19 protein-coding genes and 2 pseudogenes are annotated in these 18,121 nt (G+C 62.2%); 13 read left to right on the top strand and 8 right to left on the bottom strand.

Going from position 1 to position 18,121, the window contains the following annotated elements:
- The 3 genes and pseudogenes from AC07XM_RS29445 to AC07XM_RS29435 form a co-directional block, all read left to right on the top strand.
- Positions 1-299: pseudogene (locus AC07XM_RS29445) on the top strand (hypothetical protein); the annotation flags it as partial.
- A gap of 179 nt (positions 300-478) precedes the next feature.
- On the top strand, positions 479-1,366 hold the full coding sequence (rhtA, locus tag AC07XM_RS29440; RefSeq protein ID WP_023047812.1) for a threonine/homoserine exporter RhtA: 888 nt from the start codon (positions 479-481) through the stop codon (positions 1,364-1,366).
- A 191-nt stretch (positions 1,367-1,557) separates the two neighbouring features.
- Complete coding sequence (locus AC07XM_RS29435; RefSeq protein ID WP_016485838.1) at positions 1,558-1,839, top strand: hypothetical protein; 282 nt, start codon at positions 1,558-1,560, stop codon at positions 1,837-1,839.
- Positions 1,840-1,879: 40 nt separating this feature from the next.
- Here AC07XM_RS29435 and AC07XM_RS29430 read toward each other — a convergent pair whose 3' ends face one another.
- Entirely contained in the window at positions 1,880-3,688 is a 1,809-nt protein-coding gene (locus AC07XM_RS29430) for an aminopeptidase P family protein (protein ID WP_102690170.1), read from the bottom strand.
- Between the two features lie 218 nt (positions 3,689-3,906).
- On the opposite strand from AC07XM_RS29430, the gene AC07XM_RS29425 reads away from it, so the two are divergent.
- Both AC07XM_RS29425 and AC07XM_RS29420 read left to right on the top strand, forming a co-directional pair.
- Entirely contained in the window at positions 3,907-5,025 is a 1,119-nt protein-coding gene (locus AC07XM_RS29425; RefSeq protein ID WP_016485836.1) for a DUF3182 family protein, read from the top strand.
- Positions 5,009-5,779 (top strand): alpha/beta hydrolase family protein, encoded by a 771-nt coding sequence (locus AC07XM_RS29420; RefSeq protein WP_016485835.1) that lies wholly within the window; start codon positions 5,009-5,011, stop codon positions 5,777-5,779. The genes AC07XM_RS29425 and AC07XM_RS29420 overlap by 17 nt, the downstream gene beginning before the upstream one ends.
- On the opposite strand, the pseudogene AC07XM_RS29415 reads toward AC07XM_RS29420, so the two are convergent.
- Positions 5,758-6,139 (bottom strand): annotated as a pseudogene (locus tag AC07XM_RS29415) (antibiotic biosynthesis monooxygenase). The gene AC07XM_RS29420 and the pseudogene AC07XM_RS29415 overlap by 22 nt on opposite strands.
- Before the next feature lie 70 nt (positions 6,140-6,209).
- Positions 6,210-7,214, bottom strand: a complete 1,005-nt coding sequence (locus AC07XM_RS29410; protein WP_102690169.1) for a GlxA family transcriptional regulator — start codon at positions 7,212-7,214, stop codon at positions 6,210-6,212.
- Between the two features lie 82 nt (positions 7,215-7,296).
- Here AC07XM_RS29410 and AC07XM_RS29405 point away from each other — a divergent pair, with 82 nt between their 5' ends.
- Complete coding sequence (locus AC07XM_RS29405) at positions 7,297-7,845, top strand: cysteine hydrolase family protein (protein WP_016485833.1); 549 nt, start codon at positions 7,297-7,299, stop codon at positions 7,843-7,845.
- Positions 7,846-7,932: 87 nt separating this feature from the next.
- Here the strand turns inward: AC07XM_RS29405 and AC07XM_RS29400 are convergent, their stop codons facing one another.
- Complete coding sequence (locus tag AC07XM_RS29400; protein WP_016485832.1) at positions 7,933-8,496, bottom strand: helix-turn-helix domain-containing protein; 564 nt, start codon at positions 8,494-8,496, stop codon at positions 7,933-7,935.
- An 83-nt stretch (positions 8,497-8,579) separates the two neighbouring features.
- Between AC07XM_RS29400 and AC07XM_RS29395 the strand changes: the two genes are divergently transcribed.
- The 7 genes from AC07XM_RS29395 to AC07XM_RS29365 all read left to right on the top strand — a co-directional run bounded on the left by AC07XM_RS29395 (position 8,580) and on the right by AC07XM_RS29365 (position 15,737).
- Complete coding sequence (locus AC07XM_RS29395) at positions 8,580-9,530, top strand: DMT family transporter (RefSeq protein ID WP_016500625.1); 951 nt, start codon at positions 8,580-8,582, stop codon at positions 9,528-9,530.
- Positions 9,531-9,679: 149 nt separating this feature from the next.
- Positions 9,680-12,595: a monovalent cation/H+ antiporter subunit A gene (locus tag AC07XM_RS29390; RefSeq protein WP_016485830.1), complete on the top strand. Its 2,916-nt coding sequence runs from the start codon at positions 9,680-9,682 to the stop codon at positions 12,593-12,595.
- Positions 12,595-12,939, top strand: coding sequence for a Na+/H+ antiporter subunit C (locus AC07XM_RS29385; protein ID WP_012315281.1), 345 nt, complete (start codon positions 12,595-12,597; stop codon positions 12,937-12,939). Before AC07XM_RS29390 ends, AC07XM_RS29385 begins: the two co-directional genes overlap by 1 nt.
- Positions 12,936-14,615, top strand: coding sequence for a monovalent cation/H+ antiporter subunit D (locus tag AC07XM_RS29380; protein ID WP_096425849.1), 1,680 nt, complete (start codon positions 12,936-12,938; stop codon positions 14,613-14,615). The genes AC07XM_RS29385 and AC07XM_RS29380 overlap by 4 nt, the downstream gene beginning before the upstream one ends.
- The gene (locus tag AC07XM_RS29375) at positions 14,612-15,100 is read left to right on the top strand and encodes a Na+/H+ antiporter subunit E (RefSeq protein WP_016485828.1); all 489 of its coding nucleotides are present in this window, start codon (positions 14,612-14,614) and stop codon (positions 15,098-15,100) included. Before AC07XM_RS29380 ends, AC07XM_RS29375 begins: the two co-directional genes overlap by 4 nt.
- A complete protein-coding gene (locus AC07XM_RS29370; protein WP_016485827.1) occupies positions 15,097-15,375 on the top strand; it encodes a K+/H+ antiporter subunit F in 279 nt (92 codons plus the stop codon). Before AC07XM_RS29375 ends, AC07XM_RS29370 begins: the two co-directional genes overlap by 4 nt.
- Entirely contained in the window at positions 15,372-15,737 is a 366-nt protein-coding gene (locus AC07XM_RS29365; protein WP_016485826.1) for a Na+/H+ antiporter subunit G, read from the top strand. Before AC07XM_RS29370 ends, AC07XM_RS29365 begins: the two co-directional genes overlap by 4 nt.
- Positions 15,738-15,749: 12 nt before the next feature.
- On the opposite strand, the gene AC07XM_RS29360 is transcribed toward AC07XM_RS29365, so the two are convergent.
- The 4 genes from AC07XM_RS29360 to AC07XM_RS29345 all read right to left on the bottom strand — a co-directional run bounded on the left by AC07XM_RS29360 (position 15,750) and on the right by AC07XM_RS29345 (position 17,552).
- The gene (locus tag AC07XM_RS29360; protein ID WP_023049014.1) at positions 15,750-15,962 is read right to left on the bottom strand and encodes a hypothetical protein; all 213 of its coding nucleotides are present in this window, start codon (positions 15,960-15,962) and stop codon (positions 15,750-15,752) included.
- Positions 15,959-16,429, bottom strand: a complete 471-nt coding sequence (locus AC07XM_RS29355; RefSeq protein WP_033732504.1) for a hypothetical protein — start codon at positions 16,427-16,429, stop codon at positions 15,959-15,961. The genes AC07XM_RS29360 and AC07XM_RS29355 overlap by 4 nt, the downstream gene beginning before the upstream one ends.
- 345 nt (positions 16,430-16,774) lie before the next feature.
- Positions 16,775-16,969: a hypothetical protein gene (locus AC07XM_RS29350; RefSeq protein WP_016485823.1), complete on the bottom strand. Its 195-nt coding sequence runs from the start codon at positions 16,967-16,969 to the stop codon at positions 16,775-16,777.
- Between the two features lie 178 nt (positions 16,970-17,147).
- Positions 17,148-17,552, bottom strand: coding sequence for a TraR/DksA family transcriptional regulator (locus AC07XM_RS29345; RefSeq protein ID WP_016485822.1), 405 nt, complete (start codon positions 17,550-17,552; stop codon positions 17,148-17,150).
- Positions 17,553-18,121 lie beyond the last annotated feature (569 nt).

The following is an 18,121-nucleotide window of genomic DNA, read 5'->3' as shown; positions in this document are numbered from 1 at the left end:
GTTCAATACTGCTTGGGTTTTTAAGAAACCCTAAACTTGGCTCAGCAATCTCAAATGACTATGTGATTTCTCGCATGATCACTTGTGATGCTGATAATCTTTTTGACTATCAGTCCATACTCACAAGCACCCACACGAATTGCTTGATTCAATTTGTTAAAGAGCGTTTGGTTAAGATCTTTTCGTCTCAACCGAGGCGCGCATTCTACGCTTTCCTCAGAGCCTGTCAAGCGTTTATTTTGAAGTTCTTTGCGAGAAACGCGTTTAGCTTCAAACACTTAACTCAACTGGGTGGCTAGTTCTACTTCGCTGCCCCGTTGGAATGGTGCGCATTATAGGGCGGTCCTGCAGAAGGTCAACCTTTAATTTCAATGATTTGAAAAATGACTGGCGGAGTCACTTAAGGGCTATCACGCGCCCCACCAATTGCGCACTATATTGCTCACTCCACACACCGCCCAAGGATCGCCGCACCTAAATGAACACCCAACCCCGCGGCCTGGCCGCCACCCTCTTCCCGATCGGCCTGCTGCTTATTGCCATGGCATCGATCCAGTCCGGTGCGTCCCTGGCCAAAAGCATGTTCCCCATCATCGGCGCACAAGGCACCACTGCACTGCGCCTGATTTTCGCCAGCATCATCATGCTGCTGCTATTGCGCCCGTGGCGGGTACGCATGACCGCCACCACCCTACGCAACGTGGTCATCTATGGCATGGCGCTGGGTGGCATGAACTTCCTCTTCTATATGGCACTGCAAACCGTTCCGATCGGCATCGCCGTGGCCTTGGAGTTTACCGGCCCTTTGGCGGTGGCAATCTTCTCCTCGCGCCGACCGATCGACTTCCTGTGGATCGCCTTGGCGATAGCCGGACTGCTGCTGTTGATGCCGGCTGGCCACAGCGGCCAGGCACTCGACCCGGTGGGGGCTGCTTATGCTTTGGGTGCTGGCGTATGTTGGGCCCTCTATATCCTGTTCGGGCAGCGTGCCGGCGCCGAGCACGGTATTCAGAGTGCGGCCCTTGGGGTGGTGGTAGCCGCCCTGTTCGTAGCGCCGATAGGTATCGCACACGCCGGCAGCGCACTGCTCACACCTGCGTTGATCCCCGTGGCCCTGGCCGTTGCGGTGCTGTCCACCGCCCTGCCCTACAGCCTGGAAATGGTTGCACTCACACGCATCCCGGCGCGCACGTTCGGCACCCTGATGAGCATTGAACCTGCATTCGGCGCACTGTCCGGCCTGCTGTTCCTCGGCGAGGTGCTGACGCTCACCCAATGGCTGGCGATTGGAGCAATCATCGCCGCTTCGGTTGGCACTACCCTGTCCATGCGCAAGGAGCCCGCCCCGGTTGTTGCGGCAGATTGATATGAGAAATATTTTCATTTGAGACAGGATTAGTGATTGTAGCCACCCGCCTCGCTGATTAAGCTGTCATAAAATCATCATCTTTACGCTATCTACTGGACCAAACACGGACGCTGGGGATATTTTCAGGAAGAAGCGAAGCGATAACGACAGGGCCAGACAACTGATCCGCCCTGCATTTAAGGACAGGAATGAAACGTATTTTTCTTATCCTGGCCATCTTGGCTATTGCTGGATGTGCCGCTACAGCCAAGACTGAGGTCAAAAGGGGCAAGAAGGGCCTGCATATCAATTGCTCAGGTCTTTCCTCTTCATGGGACAACTGCTACAGCAAGGCCGCGACCTCGTGCAGCACACGCGGCTACCGGGTCGTTGCACGCTCGGGCGATAGCGATGAAGAGGCCGGTGACTACTTGTTCGGCATCAACCCGGCGGGGTACACCAGCCGCAGCATGATCGTCATCTGCAAGTAGAAGAAAGGGCAGCTCACAGGCTGCCCTTTTTCATTTGCCCTTACAGGGGCTCGGTACGCACCTGCAGCCAGGCCAGCGCATCACCCTTGAGCAGCGGTGCCAGGCGTTCACGCACGTTCGCGTGGTAGCCGTTCAGCCACTCCACCTCTTCCTTGGCCAGCAGCTCGGGCAACAGGCAGCGGGTATCGATCGGGCACAGCGTCAAGGTCTCGAAGCATAGGAAGTCACCAAAGGCACTCTTGCCTGCTTCGCGGTTGACCACCAGGTTCTCGATACGCACGCCCCACTGCCCCGGGCGATACGTACCCGGCTCGATGGAGCTGATCATGCCCAACTGCATCGCCGTCTGCGGTGTGGGTGCCGCCTGGTAGGCAATCACTTGAGGCCCTTCGTGCACGTTCATGAAGTAGCCAACACCATGCCCGGTACCGTGGCCATAATCGACCTGGTCAGCCCAGATTGGCGCCCGGGCAATGGCGTCGAGCAACGGCGACAGTATTCCTCGCGGGAAGGTGGCACGCGACAGGGCGATCATGCCCTTGAGTACCCGGGTGCAGTCCTGCTTCTGTGCGTGGCTGGGGTTACCGACTGGCACCATACGGGTGATGTCGGTGGTGCCACCCAGGTATTGCCCGCCAGAGTCGATCAGCAGCAAGCCATCCCCCTCAATGACCGCATGCGACTGCTCGGTGGCACGGTAGTGTGGCATGGCGCCATTGCCATTGAAGGCGGCAATGGTTGAAAAACTCAGCGACACGAAGTTCGGACGCCGGGCACGTGCGGCACTCAATTGCTCGTCGACTGTCAGCTCGGTAATGACCTCCTGGCGAAGGTTGGCCTCGAACCAGGCGAAAAACTCGCACAAGGCCGCACCGTCCTGCTCCATGACATGGCGGATATGCACCAGGTCATCGTCACCTTTGCAGGATTTGCTCAGGCTGGTGGGGTTGAGCCCCTCGACCAGCACCACCTCTGCCGCCAGGTTGCCCAGCAGGCCGCAGGTGACACGGGCAGGGTCCACCAACAACCGCGCCCCCACCGGAACAGCGGCCAAGGCGTTGCCTGCCTCGCTATAGTCGCGCACCTCGATGCCGTCCACCGCCAGCACCTGACGCAAATGCGCGTCCACCTTGTCCTGGCCCACGAACAGAATGGCCTGCTGCTGACTGATCAAGGCAAAGGCCAGGAAAACCGGGTTGTACGAAACATCACTGCCACGCAGGTTGAACAGCCAGGCGATGTCATCCAGGGTTGCAATAAAGTGCCAGTCGGCCCCTTTGGCCTGGAGGCCCTGGCGCAATTGCGCGAGCTTTTCCGCCCGGCTTACCGTGGCGTGCGGCGGCAAGTGCTGGTACACCGGGTTGGCGGGCAGCGCTGGGCGCCCTTCCCAGACCTGGGCTAGCAGGTCCTGGTCGGTCACCAGCCTTGCCCCACTGGCCTTGAGCCGCTCACCCAGCTGGCGCGCCGACGCCAGCGCCATGACGGCCCCATCCACCGCGACGTTGCCATCGGGCTCGACATTATCGCCCAGCCACTCCAGCGCCCCAGGCTTGCCGGGTAGCAGCTTCATCAGTTCGATACCGCTACCAGCCAGCTCGTGATCCGCTTGCTCCCAGTACCGGCTATCGACCCACAACCCTGCAAAGGCGGGCGTGACTACCAGCGTGCCGACCGAGCCGTGAAAACCCGAAAGCCACTGGCGCCCCTGCCAGTAACCGGGCAGGTATTCGGAAAGGTGGGGGTCGGCCGAGGGTACCAGCAAGGCATCGATGCCCCCTGCGGCCATGGCCTGGCGCACGTGCGCCAGTCGCTCTGGCACGCTTTGCTCAAGGGTGGTCTGAACGTTCATGCGCTCTCCTGCGGCTACATCACGGTTAATCCAGTACCCGATAATGGAACAGCCGCCAGAGCGCTGCAATCGCGGCGACCAAGACACGGCATGCATTGCCCGCCACGCCCTGTGCCAACAGGACGCTTCCTACAAACGGACAGGACCACCGATCAAGTCCCGCTGAACTTCCCCAAAACACCGGCTTCAGACACAGTACATTCATTGCACACAGGCAAATGACCATGCCCAGTGCCTGCGACCGGAAAACCGGCGTGGTGTTGCTCGACACCCGCGAACATACGCCAGAACATGAGCATGCCGTGCACCTCAAGCTCGCCGATGGCCTGGCAGGCCTGCTCGGCTGCCCGCACATACACCCCCCCCATTCAACAACCGCCGCTGACAGCTATTATTACTTGCCTACCGAAACCCTGATCGAGCCAAAACGCCATGCCGCCATGGGCATCCGCAGCGAGCAGGACCTGTTCGGCGGCCTGGTCGCACACCCTTACATGGCGACCAAGGCAATCTCCCACCCGTTGCCGGCCGGAGCCAGCTTTCCGCCAGGCTGGACCGATGACTTCGCCCGACAGGCAAGCGACGCTCTGCTGCGCGGCTATACCGTTTTCAGCAAAGCCGATGCGCGCACCGCCGCTCAGTTGTTATTGCTCGACGGCCCCCTGAGGGTCAAGCCCGTGCTGGCCTGCGCAGGCCGAGGGCAGCAGGTCATCTCAACGGCGAGCGCGCTAGAGCCACTGCTGGCCGCCATGGATGACCAGGACCTGGCACTGTGGGGGCTGGTACTCGAAGAAGATCTGAGCGACGTGCAAACCTTCAGCGTTGGCCAGGTGCGTGTCGCCGGCCTGACCTGCAGCTATCACGGCACCCAGCAACTGACCCACGATCATCAGGGCACCGAGGTGTATGGCGGTTCTGACCTGGTAGTAGTACGTGGTGACTATCAGGCGCTGCTGCAACTGCCGCTGGAAGACCACCTGCGCCTTGCCATCAACCAGGCCATGGCCTACGAGCAGGCTGCCGAGCAGCACTTCCCTGGCTTCATCGCCTCGCGGCGCAACTACGACATCGCTCGCGGCCTGAACCCTCAGGGCCACCTGCGTAGTGGCGTGCTCGAACAATCCTGGCGCCTGGGCGGTGCGAGCAGTGCCGAGCTGCTGGCCCTGCAGGCTTTTGCCGATGATCCGGCATTGCAGCGGGTGCGAGCCTCCACGCACGAAGTATTCGGTACGCCCGACCTGCCCGCTGACGCCACCCTCTTCTACCAAGGAAACGACAGTGAACTCGGACAACTCAGCAAATTTGCACGGATTCGCGAACATGGCCGTTCAGAGTGAAACCGTTGAACTGCAAGTCGACAACGACAGCATTGTCGGCACGCTGGTCAGCCCTGGGAGCAAGATGCCAGGCATCCTCTTCGTGCACGGTTGGGGCGGCAGCCAGCAGCGTGATCTGGCCCGTGCCCGACACATCACCGGGCTGGGCTGCGTGTGCATGACCTTCGACCTGCGCGGCCATGAAAAGACCGAAAGCCAACGCCTGACGGTCACCCGTGAACAGAACCTGCAGGACCTGCTGGTGGCCTACGACCGGCTGGTCAGCCATCCAGCCGTAGACAGCAGTGCCATCGCCATCATCGGCAGCAGCTATGGTGGCTACCTGGCAACCTTGCTGACCCGCGAGCGGCCAGTCAGATGGCTGGCCCTGCGCGTACCCGCCATGTATTGGGACGACGAATGGAACACCCCCAAGCAAACCCTCGACCGCCAACGCCTGAATGCCTACCGCCAGCGATCGCTGGGCCCGGCAGACAATCGCGCACTGGCGGCGTGCGCCGAATTCGGCGGGGATGTGTTGCTGGTGGAGTCCGAGCAGGACGACTATGTGCCGCACAGCACATTGATGAGCTACCGTTCGGCATTCGTCGGCGCCCACTCGCTCACCCATCGCATCGTCGACGGTGCCGACCACGCGCTGTCCAGCGAAGCGAGCCAGAAGGCCTACAGCTCGATCCTGGCAGCGTGGATCAGCGAAATGGTGATCGGTGCCCGCCTGGACCGCTACCCGCACTATGCCCCCTGGTATGCCTGAGGCTCACCCCACCTCGCACTGCAGACCACCATCGGCGCCGCGCACCAGGCTGCGCAAGGCCTGATAGGCGGCAAAGTTTACGCCACGCGCCTGATGCTGACCCAGCAGTTCAAGGAAGGGTTCCTCGACGAAGTACTCGGCCGCCGCTACCCAAGCTTGGCGTGACTGCCACTGCAGGTACTGGAGCACCCGGCTGCCATCGTCACTGGCCTGGATGCTGACACCCTGCAGCCCTTCACAGCGCGTGGCCAGCGCTTCGCTGCGCGCCACCAACGCCAGGGCCAGCGCTTGCTGGCACATGCTGGGCACTTCATATTCGATCATTTGGGTGAACCACAGGGCATGAGGGCTTGCCGACATCGACGTTCTCCTGGTTACGGACGCATGCTTCGCGATGCCGAGCAGGGTAAAACCTCAAGTGAAGTCAAGGTCAAGTGGTTTCTGCCTGCCCCTGGCCTGATACCGCAAAACGCCGCCGGTAGTCACTCGGGGTCAGGCCAGTGATGCGCTGGAACACCTTGCGAAACGCGCCCGGGTCCTGGTAACCGACACCCCAGGCGATCTGTTCGACGTTGCGCCGGGTGAGTTCCAGCAAACGGCACGCCCGCCCCACCCTCACCTGCTGACAATACTCGGTCGGTCGCAACCCGGTAGCGGCACGAAAGCGCCGCAGAAAGGTGCGGGCTTCCAGCCCTGCACACGCAGCCATGGCGGCGAGGTCGGCTTCCTGCCCGCCACTGCCCTGCAACCAGTGCTGCACTTTCAGCACCGCCTCGTCACCGTGGTCCAGACGCGGATTGAACACAGCCCCAGGCAGCAGTGCCGCGACCGGGTCGACGGCGAGATAGCGGGCAGTCTCCCGTGCCACCGTAGGCCCCAAAAAACGCTCCAGCAAGCGCAAGCCCAGGTCAGTCCAGGCCATAAGCCCGGCCGAGGTCACGATATCACCGTCATCCAGCAATGGCTGCTGAGACTCTACTCGCACCTTGGGGAAGCGCTGGGCTAGCGCCTGCACGTAGTTCCAGTGCGTGCAGGCCGGGCGACCGTCGAGCAGGCCGCTGGCGGCAATGAAGAACACACCGATACACACCGACGCCAGTACCGTACCGTGCCCGTGCAGCTGGCACAGCGACGCACGGTGACGTTCGAGCAGCTCGGCTTGTGGAGCCGACTCCAGGCTCGGCGGAATGACCAGTACACGCAGGCCCGACGCGGCGACCGCCGGGCTATCCGGGGCAGGCAGCAACTGCCCCGCCTCATCTGCCTGCCAGAAGCTGACACGAATGTGCGGCAGTTCGACGGCCCCCAGCTCCGCCACAACCCGGTTGGCCACCAGGAACAGGTCAGCCAGGCCATGCACAGCGGCGCGCTGCACGCCGGGGTACAGCAGCAGGCCGATGTCCAGGCTGGCGAGGGTGTCAGTTTTTGCCTGCATAGTGTCGTTCGCGCCAATCCTCAGGTCAGTGCACACAGCCTATAACTAACGTCTCCCGACGACTACTGCCACAGGAGGCAGCATGAGCAAGCAGGCGCTGATCATCATCGACATCCAGAACGACTACTTCCCGGGCGGCAAGTGGCCCCTCGTGGGCGCCGACCAGGCGGCCGACAACGCCGCCCGGCTGCTGGCGGCGGCGCGCCAGCGCGGCGAGCTGGTGGTACATGTGCGGCATGAATTCGACAGCGTCGATGCACCATTCTTCGCGCCCGGCTCGCTGGGTGCGGCCATTCACAGCAAGGTCGAGCCGGTAACAGGTGAACCGGTGGTGCTCAAACACAAGGTCAACGCCTTCCTCGGTACCGACCTTGAGCTCACGCTGGACCGGCATGGCGTCGAAGCCCTGACCATCGTTGGCAGCATGAGCCACATGTGCATTGACGCCGCTACCCGCGCTGCAGCTGACCTGGGCTACACGGTGACCGTGGCGCATGATGCTTGCGCTACCCTGCCACTGGAGTTCAATGGCAAGCAGGTGCCGGCTGCGCAGGTGCATGATTCGGCTATGGCGGCCTTGGCGTTTGCCTATGCCTCGGTGGTGAAGACGGATGAGCTACTGAAAAACTGATCGGGTTAACGCTCTTCAGGGAGCGGGCTGGGCAATCGGCTACAGGTATCGCTGCAGGCATCAGGCTTGCCCGATGCCTGCAGCGACTCAAATCACCACATTGCGCACAAATCTCACCGCAACCCCAGCATCATTACGGTAGGCGTACCGGCAATTGCTGGGAAACACATGAAACTGCCCCACCTGCAGGCAATGCTCGATCCCTTCGATAATCAGCGTCAGTTGCCCTTCAGCCACATAGATCTGCTCGCTCCAGCCTTCGGCATCAGCCTCGCTGGAATAGCACTCGCCCGGTGCAAGGGTCCACTCCCAAAGCTCCACCTCACGCCGTGCCGCACTGCTACCCAGCAGCACTGCCCGGCTCTGCGGGTATACCCCGGCCCAGGCCAATTCCTCGATGCGGCCGGGGTCGCGCTGGTCAGGCGCCTGAATCAGGGTGCTGAACGCCACCCCCAAGGCTTCGGCGATCAGGTCGAGGGTAGTCAGGCTGACGTTCTTCTCGCCTGCCTCGATCGCCACCAGCATGCGCCGGCTGACGCCTGAGCGCTCGGCCAACGCCGTCTGGCTCAACCCGCCAGCGTTGCGCAGGCTGCGTACGTTGAGGCTCACATGCTGCAGCACCGATGCCCGATGCGAAGTATCTTTGTGCACTATATTGCTCACTGGTCAAGATTGCGCAGTATACTGCCCACTTTGCGGCGATTGTGCGCCGCCCCCTCCGAGTGCGCAAGACCATGAGCCAGGCCCGCAACACACCCACCCCCGCCGTTACCTTCCGCCTGAGCAAGGCAGAACTGGTGCTGGTGTTCATCACCATGTTGTGGGGCGGCACCTTCCTGCTGGTGCATAACGTAATGACCGTCAGCGGCCCGATGTTCTTCGTCGGCCTGCGCTTCGCTGCGGCAGCGCTGTTCGTAGGCGTGGTTTCGGCGCGGGCGTTGCCCGGGCTGACCTTCACCGAGCTCAAGGCCGGCATGCTGATAGGCGTGTCGATCATGCTCGGCTACGGCCTGCAAACCATGGGTCTGCAGACCATCAGCAGCAGCCAGTCGGCGTTCATCACTGCGTTGTACGTGCCGTTCGTGCCGCTGTTGCAGTGGCTGGTGCTGGGCCGCCGGCCTGGCCTGATGCCCAGCATCGGCATTTGCCTGGCGTTCATCGGCCTGATGCTGCTGGCCGGCCCGGAAGGCGGCAGCCTGCACTTCAGCGAGGGCGAGGTGGTTACCCTGGTCAGCGCCGTCGCCATCGCTGCCGAAATCATCCTGATCAGCCGTTACGCCGGCCAGGTCGATGTGCGCCGGGTCACCGTCGTGCAACTGGCGACCGCTTCGCTGCTGGCGTTCCTGATGATCGTACCGACCCAGGAACGCATCCCCGACTTCTCCTGGCTGCTGCTGGCCAGCGCAATAGGCCTGGGTGCCATGAGCGCGGTGATCCAGGTGGCCATGAACTGGGCGCAGAAGTCGGTCTCGCCCACCCGCGCCACCCTCATTTATGCCGGTGAACCGGTGTGGGCCGGGATCGTCGGGCGCATCGCCGGCGAACGCCTGCCGGGCGTGGCGCTGCTCGGTGGCCTGCTGATCGTGATCGCGGTGGTGGTCAGCGAACTCAAGGTACGCCGCCCCCGCGAAACCGTCGAAGCACACGACGTCCAGAGTGAAGGCGAGCGCCAGACCGGCCTGTAAAGATGACAACAGCGACTATGCTTTGTAAAAAACTGTTATAAAAAAACAGCTTGTCACAGCCTGTTTGTAGGATTCTGCGACAGCTTGCGTGTTGGTGATCACTTCCCCGGCACGTATGATCTTTGCAAACTTCTCCAGAATAGGCCCCTATGTCATTGATAGTGCTATTGCTTCTGCCGTTCGTGGGCAGTTGCCTGGCAGCCGTGCTGCCGCACAACGCACGTAACGCCGAGTCCATTCTCGCCGGGCTCGTGGCCTTGGTCGGCACCGTCCAGGTAGCACTGCTGTACCCTCAAATTGCCCACGGGGGCGTGATTCGCGAAGAATTCCTCTGGCTGCCCAGCCTGGGGTTGAACCTGGTACTGCGCATGGACGGCTTTGCCTGGCTGTTCTCGCTGCTGGTGCTGGGCATCGGCACACTGGTGTCGCTGTATGCGCGCTACTACATGTCGCCACAGGACCCGGTGCCGCGTTTCTTCGCCTTCTTCCTGGCCTTCATGGGCGCCATGCTCGGCCTGGTAATCTCCGGTAACCTGATTCAGCTGGTGTTCTTCTGGGAACTGACCAGCCTGTTCTCATTTCTTCTTATCGGTTACTGGCACCACCGCGCTGACGCCCGCCGCGGCGCCTACATGGCGCTCATGGTGACCGGCGCGGGTGGCTTGTGCCTGCTGGTGGGTGCCCTGCTGCTCGGCCATGTGGTCGGCAGCTATGACCTGGACAAGGTCCTGGCTGCCGGCGACACCATCCGCCAGCATGCGCTTTATCCGGTGCTGCTGCCCCTGATCCTCATTGGCGCGCTGAGCAAAAGCGCACAGTTCCCCTTCCATTTCTGGCTGCCCCATGCCATGGCAGCGCCCACTCCGGTATCGGCCTATTTGCACTCTGCCACCATGGTCAAGGCCGGGGTATTCCTGCTAGCGCGGTTCTGGCCGGTGCTGTCAGGCAGCGAAGAGTGGTTCTGGATCGTCGGCGGTGCCGGCGCCCTCACCCTGCTGCTCGGCGCTTTCGCCGCCATGTTCCAGAACGACCTCAAGGGGCTGCTGGCCTATTCGACCATCAGCCACCTGGGGCTGATTACCCTCCTGCTGGGCCTGAACAGCCCGCTGGCCGCGGTCGCCGCCGTGTTCCACATTCTCAACCACGCCACCTTCAAGGCCTCGTTGTTCATGGCCGCCGGCATCATCGACCACGAAAGTGGAACCCGCGACATCCGCCGCCTCAGCGGCCTGATCCGCCTGGTGCCATACACTGCCACCCTGGCCATGGTGGCCAGCGCCTCGATGGCCGGCGTGCCGCTGATGAACGGCTTCCTGTCCAAGGAAATGTTCTTCGCCGAAACGGTGTTTATCAGTTCCACTGCCTGGGTCGAAGCAACGTTGCCGGTGATCGCCACCCTGGCCGGTACCTTCAGCGTGGCCTACGCCCTGCGCTTTACCGTGGATGTGTTCTTCGGTCCCACCGCCCAGGACCTGCCCCACACCCCGCACGAGCCGCCACGCTGGATGCGTGCTCCGGTCGAGCTGCTGGTACTCACCTGCCTGGTGGTGGGCATCTTCCCCGCCCAGTCGGTCGGTCCGCTGCTGGCCGCCGCAGCCCTCCCGGTAGTAGGCGGTACTTTGCCGGAGTACAGCCTGGCGATCTGGCATGGCTGGAATGCGCCACTGATCATGAGCCTGGTGGCCATGAGCGGCGGCATCGTGCTGTACCTGCTGCTGCGCAAGCAACTGCGCCTGGGCCGCTTCCCCTACCCACCGTTGATCGAACGTTTCAATGGCAAGCGCCTGTTCGAGCACGGGCAGGTTCACCTGATGCTGCTGGCGCGGCGCATCGAACGCCTGTTCACCACCCGCCGCCTTCAGTCGCAGCTGTTCATGCTGGTGCTCGCGGCCTTCCTCGCCGGCCTCACGCCCATGCTCTACAGCGGGCTCAGCTGGGGCGACCGGCCTAAGATCCCGGGTTCCGGCGTGTTCGTCGCGCTGTGGCTGATCGCCATCGCCTGTGCCATCGGCGCCGCGTACCAGGCCAAGTACCACCGCCTGGCAGCACTGATCATGGTCAGTGTCTGCGGCCTGATGACCTGCATCACCTTTGTCTGGTTCTCCGCACCCGACCTGGCCCTGACCCAGCTGGTGGTCGAAGTGGTCACCACCGTGCTGATCCTGCTTGGCCTGCGTTGGTTGCCACGGCGTATCGAAGGGGTATCGCCACTACCGGGCAGCCTGGAGCGTGCGCGCATGCGCCGCCTGCGCGACCTGCTGCTGGCGGTGCTGGTGGGTGGCGGGATGGCCTTGCTGTCCTACGCCATGCTGACCCGGCCGACCCCCAACGACATTTCCTCGTTCTACCTGAGCCGTGCACTGCCCCAAGGCGGCGGCACCAATGTGGTCAATGTCATGCTGGTCGACTTCCGCGGCTTCGATACCCTCGGTGAAATCACTGTGCTGGTGGCCGTGGCGCTGACCGTGTTCGCCCTGCTGCGGCGCTTCCGCCCGCCCAAAGAGAGCATGCAGTTGCCTGCGCAACAACGCCAGCTGGCGCGTGACGTGGTCACCGACCTGATCAACCCGCGGCATGCCACCGACACCGCCCTGGGCTTCATGATGGTGCCTGCGGTGCTGGTGCGCCTGCTGTTGCCAATCGCCCTGCTGGTGTCCATGTACCTGTTCATGCGCGGCCACAATCAGCCAGGCGGCGGCTTCGTCGCCGGCCTGGTGATGTCGGTGGCGTTCATCCTGCAATACATGGTGGCGGGCACCCAGTGGGTGGAGGCGCAGATGAGCCTGCGCCCACTGCGCTGGATGGGCACCGGGTTGCTGTGCGCCACCCTGACCGGAATCGGCGCCATGCTGCTGGGCTACCCGTTCCTGACCACCCATACCGCCCACCTGCACCTGCCTTTGCTCGGTGATGTGCACGTGGCCAGCGCGCTGTTCTTCGATGTTGGCGTGTACACCGTGGTGGTCGGCTCGACCCTGCTGATCCTCACTGCCCTGGCGCACCAGTCGGTGCGCGCCTACCGCCCGGGCAATTCATCGAAAACCAGCCAAGCAGGAGCCGCCTGATGGAAGAAGTCATTGCAGTCGCCATCGGCGTGCTGGCCGCCTCGGGGGTGTGGCTGATTCTGCGCCCGCGGACCTACCAGGTAATCATGGGCCTGTGCCTGCTGTCGTACGGCGTAAACCTGTTCATCTTCAGCATGGGCAGCCTGTTCATCGGCAAGGAGCCCATCATCAAGGAGGGCGTCACCCAAGACCTGCTGCACTACACCGACCCGTTGCCTCAGGCCCTCGTGCTTACGGCCATCGTCATCAGCTTCGCCATGACGGCGCTGTTTCTGGTGGTGTTGCTGGCCTCGCGCGGCCTGACCGGTACCGACCACGTGGATGGCCGGGAGCGTGACGAATGAATGGCATGAGCCAACTGATCGTCGCGCCCATTCTCCTGCCACTGGTGACGGCAGCGGTGATGTTGCTGCTGGGCGAGAAACATCGGCGTATCAAGGCCCGGCTCAACCTGCTGTCGACCTTCGCCGGCCTGGCCATCGCCGTCAGCCTGCTGCTGTGGGTGCGCACCCAGGGCCAGGCGGAATCGATCGGCGTCTACCTGCCGGGCAACTGGCCAGCACCGTTCGGTATCGTCCTGGTGGTGGACCACCTTTCGGCATTGTTATTGACCCTCACCGGTGTCATCGGCTTCAGCGCCCTGCTGTTTGCCCGCGCCCGCTGGGACGGTGCCGGGGCCAGTTTCCATGCGTTGTTTCAGATTCAGCTGATGGGGCTTTACGGCGCCTTTCTCACCGCCGACCTGTTCAACCTGTTCGTGTTCTTCGAGGTGCTGCTGGCAGCCTCCTATGGCTTGCTGCTACATGGCTCGGGGCGTGCGCGGGTACGAGCCGGCCTGCACTACATTGCCATCAACCTGTTCGCTTCGTCGCTGTTCCTGATCGGCGCAGCGATGCTGTATGGGGTAACCGGCACCCTGAACATGGCCGACCTGGCGCTGAAGATTCCACTGGTACCGGAGGCGGACCGCGGCCTGCTGCATGCCGGCGCGGCGATCCTGGCCATGGCCTTCCTGGTCAAGGCCGGCATCTGGCCGCTGAACTTCTGGCTGGTGCCGGCCTACGCCTCAGCCAGCGCGCCGGTAGCCGCGTTGTTCGCCATCATGACCAAGGTCGGCCTTTACGCCCTCCTGCGCCTGTGGACGTTGCTGTTCTCCGGGCAGGCCGGCGCATCGGCGCATTTCGGTGGCGAGTGGCTGGTGTACGGTGGCCTGGTCACCCTGGCGGTGGCTGCAGTGTCGATCCTGGCCGCACAGCGCCTGGAGCGCATGGCAGCGCTCAGCATCCTGGTTTCGGCCGGCACCCTGCTCGGCGCCGTCGGTTTTGCCCAGTCGGCGCTGACTGGTGCGGCGCTGTTCTACCTGGTCAACTCGACCCTGGCGCTGTGCGCGCTGTTCCTGCTTGCCGAACTGGTCGAACGCTCGCGCTCGGCCAACGAAGTGCCGCTGGACGAAGAAGAAGACGCCATGCCGCCACCGCTGGAGTCGTTACACCCGCCCAAAGGTATCAACCTCGACGACGAGCAGAAGGTGGTGATTGGCCAGATCATCCCCTGGACCATGGCGTTCCTCGGCCTCAGCTTCATCGCCTGCGCCTTGCTGATCATAGGTATGCCGCCGTTGTCAGGCTTCGTCGGCAAGCTCAACCTGATCAGCGCACTGTTCAACCCGCAAGGCCTGGGCGTGCCGGCCGAGCAGCCGCTGAGTGCGGCGGGCTGGGGCCTGGTGGCGCTGCTGATCCTGTCCGGCATGGCCTCGCTCATCGCCTTCGGCAGGGTCGGTATCCAGCGCTTCTGGAAACCCGAAGAGCGCCCGTCGCCAGTGCTACGCCGCTATGAGTGCCTGCCCATCGTCATCCTGCTAGGCCTCTGCATCATCCTCAGCCTCAAGGCCGAGCCGTTGCTGCGCTACACCCAGGACACCGCTGCCAGCCTGCAGGCCCCCGATGCCTATATCGAAGCCGTGATGGCCGCACGGCCGATTTCTGGGCCCACCTCGCTCGACGTACAGGTGCAGCCATGAACCGACTGTTCCCCGCTCCGCTGCTCTCGGTTTCGCTATTCGGCCTGTGGCTGCTGCTGAATCTATCGGTCAGCCCTGGCAACCTGCTGCTAGGTGCCGCACTTGGCGTGCTGGCGCCACTGCTGATGGCGCCGCTGCGCCCACAGCATGCCCACGTGCGTCGGCCAATCGTCATCGCCCGGCTGATTGGCCGGGTAGGCATGGATGTGATCATGTCCAATTTGCTGGTGGCCCGTGGCGTCCTGCGTGCCGGCAAGCAACCACCACGCTCGGCGTTCGTGCATATTCCGCTGGCCCTGCACGACGCACATGGGCTCGCGGCACTGTCGATGATCACCACTGTAGTGCCCGGCACGGTCTGGTCCGAGCTGGCGCTGGACCGCAGCGTATTGCTGCTGCACGTGTTCGACCTGGAGGATGAGGCTGCCTTTATCCAGCACTTCAAGGACACCTACGAACGCCCGCTGATGGAGATATTCCAATGACAGGCCTGCTCGCCAACGCTGTCCTCGCCAGCCTGTTCATCTTCACCTTGGCCATGGGCCTGGCGCTGGTCCGGCTGTTCCGTGGCCCGTCCGCCCAGGACCGGGTGCTGGCGCTGGACTACCTTTACATCCTGGCCATGCTGACCATGCTGGTGCTGGGAATCCGTTATGCCAGTGACACCTACTTCGAAGGTGCCCTGCTGATTGCGCTGTTCGGCTTCGTCGGTTCGTTTGCCCTGGCGAAGTTTCTGCTGCGCGGTGAGGTAATCGAATGACCGAAACCCTGGTACTGCCCTTCTGGCTGGAAGTGGTCACCGCCGCGCTGCTGCTGGCCGGCAGCCTGTTCGCGCTAGTCGGAGCAATAGGCCTGGTGCGCCTGAAGGATTACTTCCAGCGCATGCACCCACCTGCGCTGGCGTCGACCATTGGCGCCTGGTGTGTAGCGCTGGCTTCGATCATCTACTTCTCGTGGCTCAAGGAAGCCCCGGTCCTGCACGCCTGGCTAATTCCCATTCTGCTGTCGATCACCGTGCCGGTCACCACGCTGCTGCTGGCCCGGGCGGCGTTGTTTCGCAAGCGCATGTCTAAAGAGCCAGTGCCTGAAGAAGTCAGCAGCGGCCGCGACCGGGGCAACTGAAGGGCCGCCGTCTCAGCCTTGGCTGAGGCGCTGCAGCTCCCGCCGCACCATGGCGACATAAGGGGGCGGGCCGAGTTGGTACAGCTCACCCGCGACCCAGTTCAACCATGCGCCTTGCAGCTCCCCACGCCTGCCCAGCAAACGTTCGGCCTCAGCCACAGCATCCGCCTGGTGCAGCCGATGAAATTCGGCACGCGAGGCAGGTGCACTATCGCTGTCGGTCATTCACTGGCCTTGAAGGTGGTCAGCTCGCCTTTGCGCCATTTGGCAACCTTGCCGGTCACCGCCTTGAGCAATTTGCCCAGGCCTTCCTGCACCTGCTGTTGCGCGGCGAAAACCAGCATTACGCCGTGCCCCTCGCGCAACACGATGCCCTCGCCTTGAGGTACCGAGACGAAGGCATAATCGCCCACGCCATACACATTCAGTTTGATATCGCGAAAGCGCATTTCCAGCTTGCCACCTTCGCGGCTGGGCAACACGGCAGCGCGGAAGTGGTCGCCGACTTTCAGTTCGAGGCGCTGCTTGTCATCGACCACCAATGCGTTTTCGGTGTCGATCTCGGCCATGTAAAGGCCTTCAGGAGTTTGTTCGGTAACGTAGATAAAACGACCCTGGAACAGCTGGGCCAATTTACCGCGCAAGTCGCCCAAGGCGAACAACGCATGGGTATCAAGTGTGCTGACTGCCAATGAAGTAATCCTCAACCGGTTACAACCCGCCCTCCCCCAAGCTCGGGGAGGCACGGCCATTTCTTATCGATAGGCGAAAAGAGTAATAAAGCGATATGCGAAATGTCTGTGCCCGCTGACGATGCAGCGTGCAGGAATCTTTACTCTGGTTTGCCAGATTCGCCCTCAACCGAAGGCGTTTGGCTCATTCCCGGTTTGGGAAGCGTGATGCCTGAGACCACTCACCAGAAAACGCAACCATGGGGGTGAGCCTGCAAGAAGACAAGCCCTGGCATCCATGTGCGCATTACTGTGGGACAAATATGCCCGAAAACACCGAAACCCGTCGAGAGGCAATAAACAATTTCAGGCAGCCAGGCCTTTCTCAAGTTGCTGCTGCCAGGCAGCCTGACACTCTATTGCCTCTTCACGCGTAGCGAAAGCGGTGCCCCGGCGCTCGCCATTGACCAGCACCACCCAGCAGATGCGTTTGCCCAGCGCCTGCAAGGTGGCTGGCACACCCGAACCTATCATCACGGCTACATCGACCCGGCTATTCATCCTGCCCTCCGGCATTTAGTTAGCACCCTAACGATAAAGCCATGATACGCCTGCCCGCCTGGAGAAAACAGCGCTTCGCGGTACAGCAGTGTTACGCGCTGGGCAACAAAACCGGTACCTGCAAGAAACGCGAAAAGCCCCAGGGATCGCTCCGTGGGGCCTGGCACCGCGCGCGGGGTTATACCTGGCGCTGGTGACGGTCGAGCTGCTCGTGGCGCTCCTGGGCTTCGATGCAGTACTTGGTGGTCGGGCTGATCAGCAGGCGCTTCAGGCCAATGGGCTCACCGCTGTCATCGCACCAGCCGAAGCTCTCGTCGGAGATACGATCCAGGGCCATTTCCAGCTGGGGCAACAAGCGCTGGTCGCGGTCGATGGCATTGACCAGCCAGCTACGCTCTTCTTCGACCGAAGCCACATCGGCGGGGTCCGAAGGAGTGTCCAGGCCTTCGATGGTGGCACGGCTGAGCTCGATGCGTTCATGGGTTTCGACTTTCATCGACTGCAGCAGGCCAGTGAAGAAAGCCAGCTGGTCAGCGTTCATGTAGTCATCGGCCGACATGGCCAGCAACTGTTCCTTGGTCATCGATTTCTCTATGAAAAAATGTGCATTGGGGCGATTCGGGTGCCGCCGACGCCTTGGCATCGGCAGCGGAAATTTTCAAGCGCCAACCGGCACTCTTTTACAGGGGGCGGCAGTCTAAGGCGCCACGTCGCGTGGAGCAACTGCAATCGGGTGCAAATTTGCTTCCAGTGCTTACAATCCGCCGGTCGGCACCCCAGGTCTGCTGCATAGCCAGTAGTAAACAGTATTTCTGGCTGCGGCCGTGTCGCCGGCTTTCGATCTTGCTCTTGATCTTGCTCTTCGCGACTTCAGGAGGCCGGAGTGAGGGAACCCCGGAGCGCAGCGCAGGGGCCGGATGATGGGAGCGCAGCGTTTTTTTACTTTTTGTCGCGTCTGACAAAAAGTGACTCGCCGTAAGGGCGAAAAGGTGAGTCAGCGTCACCTTCGCAAACGGACTGTTCGCTGCACCAAAACAGCCATATCCGCTTTTTAGCTTCTTGCGATGTGGGCCTTAACACAGTGTAGACATTCGTTCGCGCAGGTGGCGCTGAGTCACCTTTCCGCCCTTCCGGCGGGTTACTTTGGTCTTG

The sequence above is a fragment of the Pseudomonas sp. GW460-LB5 genome (genome assembly GCF_059423245.1).
The sequence above is the reverse complement of the archived record's forward strand: the minus strand, read 5'-3'. Positions and strand labels throughout refer to the sequence as shown.

Coding starts and splice junctions, on each gene's coding strand:
- AC07XM_RS29425 (WP_016485836.1), top strand. CDS start 3,907: ATGACCATGCCCAGTGCCTGCGACCGGAAAACCGGCGTGGTGTTGCTC.
- AC07XM_RS29350 (WP_016485823.1), bottom strand. CDS start 16,969: ATGAATAGCCGGGTCGATGTAGCCGTGATGATAGGTTCGGGTGTGCCA.
- rhtA (WP_023047812.1), top strand. CDS start 479: ATGAACACCCAACCCCGCGGCCTGGCCGCCACCCTCTTCCCGATCGGC.
- AC07XM_RS29370 (WP_016485827.1), top strand. CDS start 15,097: ATGACAGGCCTGCTCGCCAACGCTGTCCTCGCCAGCCTGTTCATCTTC.
- AC07XM_RS29435 (WP_016485838.1), top strand. CDS start 1,558: ATGAAACGTATTTTTCTTATCCTGGCCATCTTGGCTATTGCTGGATGT.
- AC07XM_RS29345 (WP_016485822.1), bottom strand. CDS start 17,552: ATGACCAAGGAACAGTTGCTGGCCATGTCGGCCGATGACTACATGAAC.
- AC07XM_RS29395 (WP_016500625.1), top strand. CDS start 8,580: ATGAGCCAGGCCCGCAACACACCCACCCCCGCCGTTACCTTCCGCCTG.
- AC07XM_RS29390 (WP_016485830.1), top strand. CDS start 9,680: ATGTCATTGATAGTGCTATTGCTTCTGCCGTTCGTGGGCAGTTGCCTG.
- AC07XM_RS29420 (WP_016485835.1), top strand. CDS start 5,009: ATGGCCGTTCAGAGTGAAACCGTTGAACTGCAAGTCGACAACGACAGC.
- AC07XM_RS29430 (WP_102690170.1), bottom strand. CDS start 3,688: ATGAACGTTCAGACCACCCTTGAGCAAAGCGTGCCAGAGCGACTGGCG.
- AC07XM_RS29385 (WP_012315281.1), top strand. CDS start 12,595: ATGGAAGAAGTCATTGCAGTCGCCATCGGCGTGCTGGCCGCCTCGGGG.
- AC07XM_RS29375 (WP_016485828.1), top strand. CDS start 14,612: ATGAACCGACTGTTCCCCGCTCCGCTGCTCTCGGTTTCGCTATTCGGC.
- AC07XM_RS29365 (WP_016485826.1), top strand. CDS start 15,372: ATGACCGAAACCCTGGTACTGCCCTTCTGGCTGGAAGTGGTCACCGCC.
- AC07XM_RS29360 (WP_023049014.1), bottom strand. CDS start 15,962: ATGACCGACAGCGATAGTGCACCTGCCTCGCGTGCCGAATTTCATCGG.
- AC07XM_RS29380 (WP_096425849.1), top strand. CDS start 12,936: ATGAATGGCATGAGCCAACTGATCGTCGCGCCCATTCTCCTGCCACTG.
- AC07XM_RS29410 (WP_102690169.1), bottom strand. CDS start 7,214: ATGCAGGCAAAAACTGACACCCTCGCCAGCCTGGACATCGGCCTGCTG.
- AC07XM_RS29405 (WP_016485833.1), top strand. CDS start 7,297: ATGAGCAAGCAGGCGCTGATCATCATCGACATCCAGAACGACTACTTC.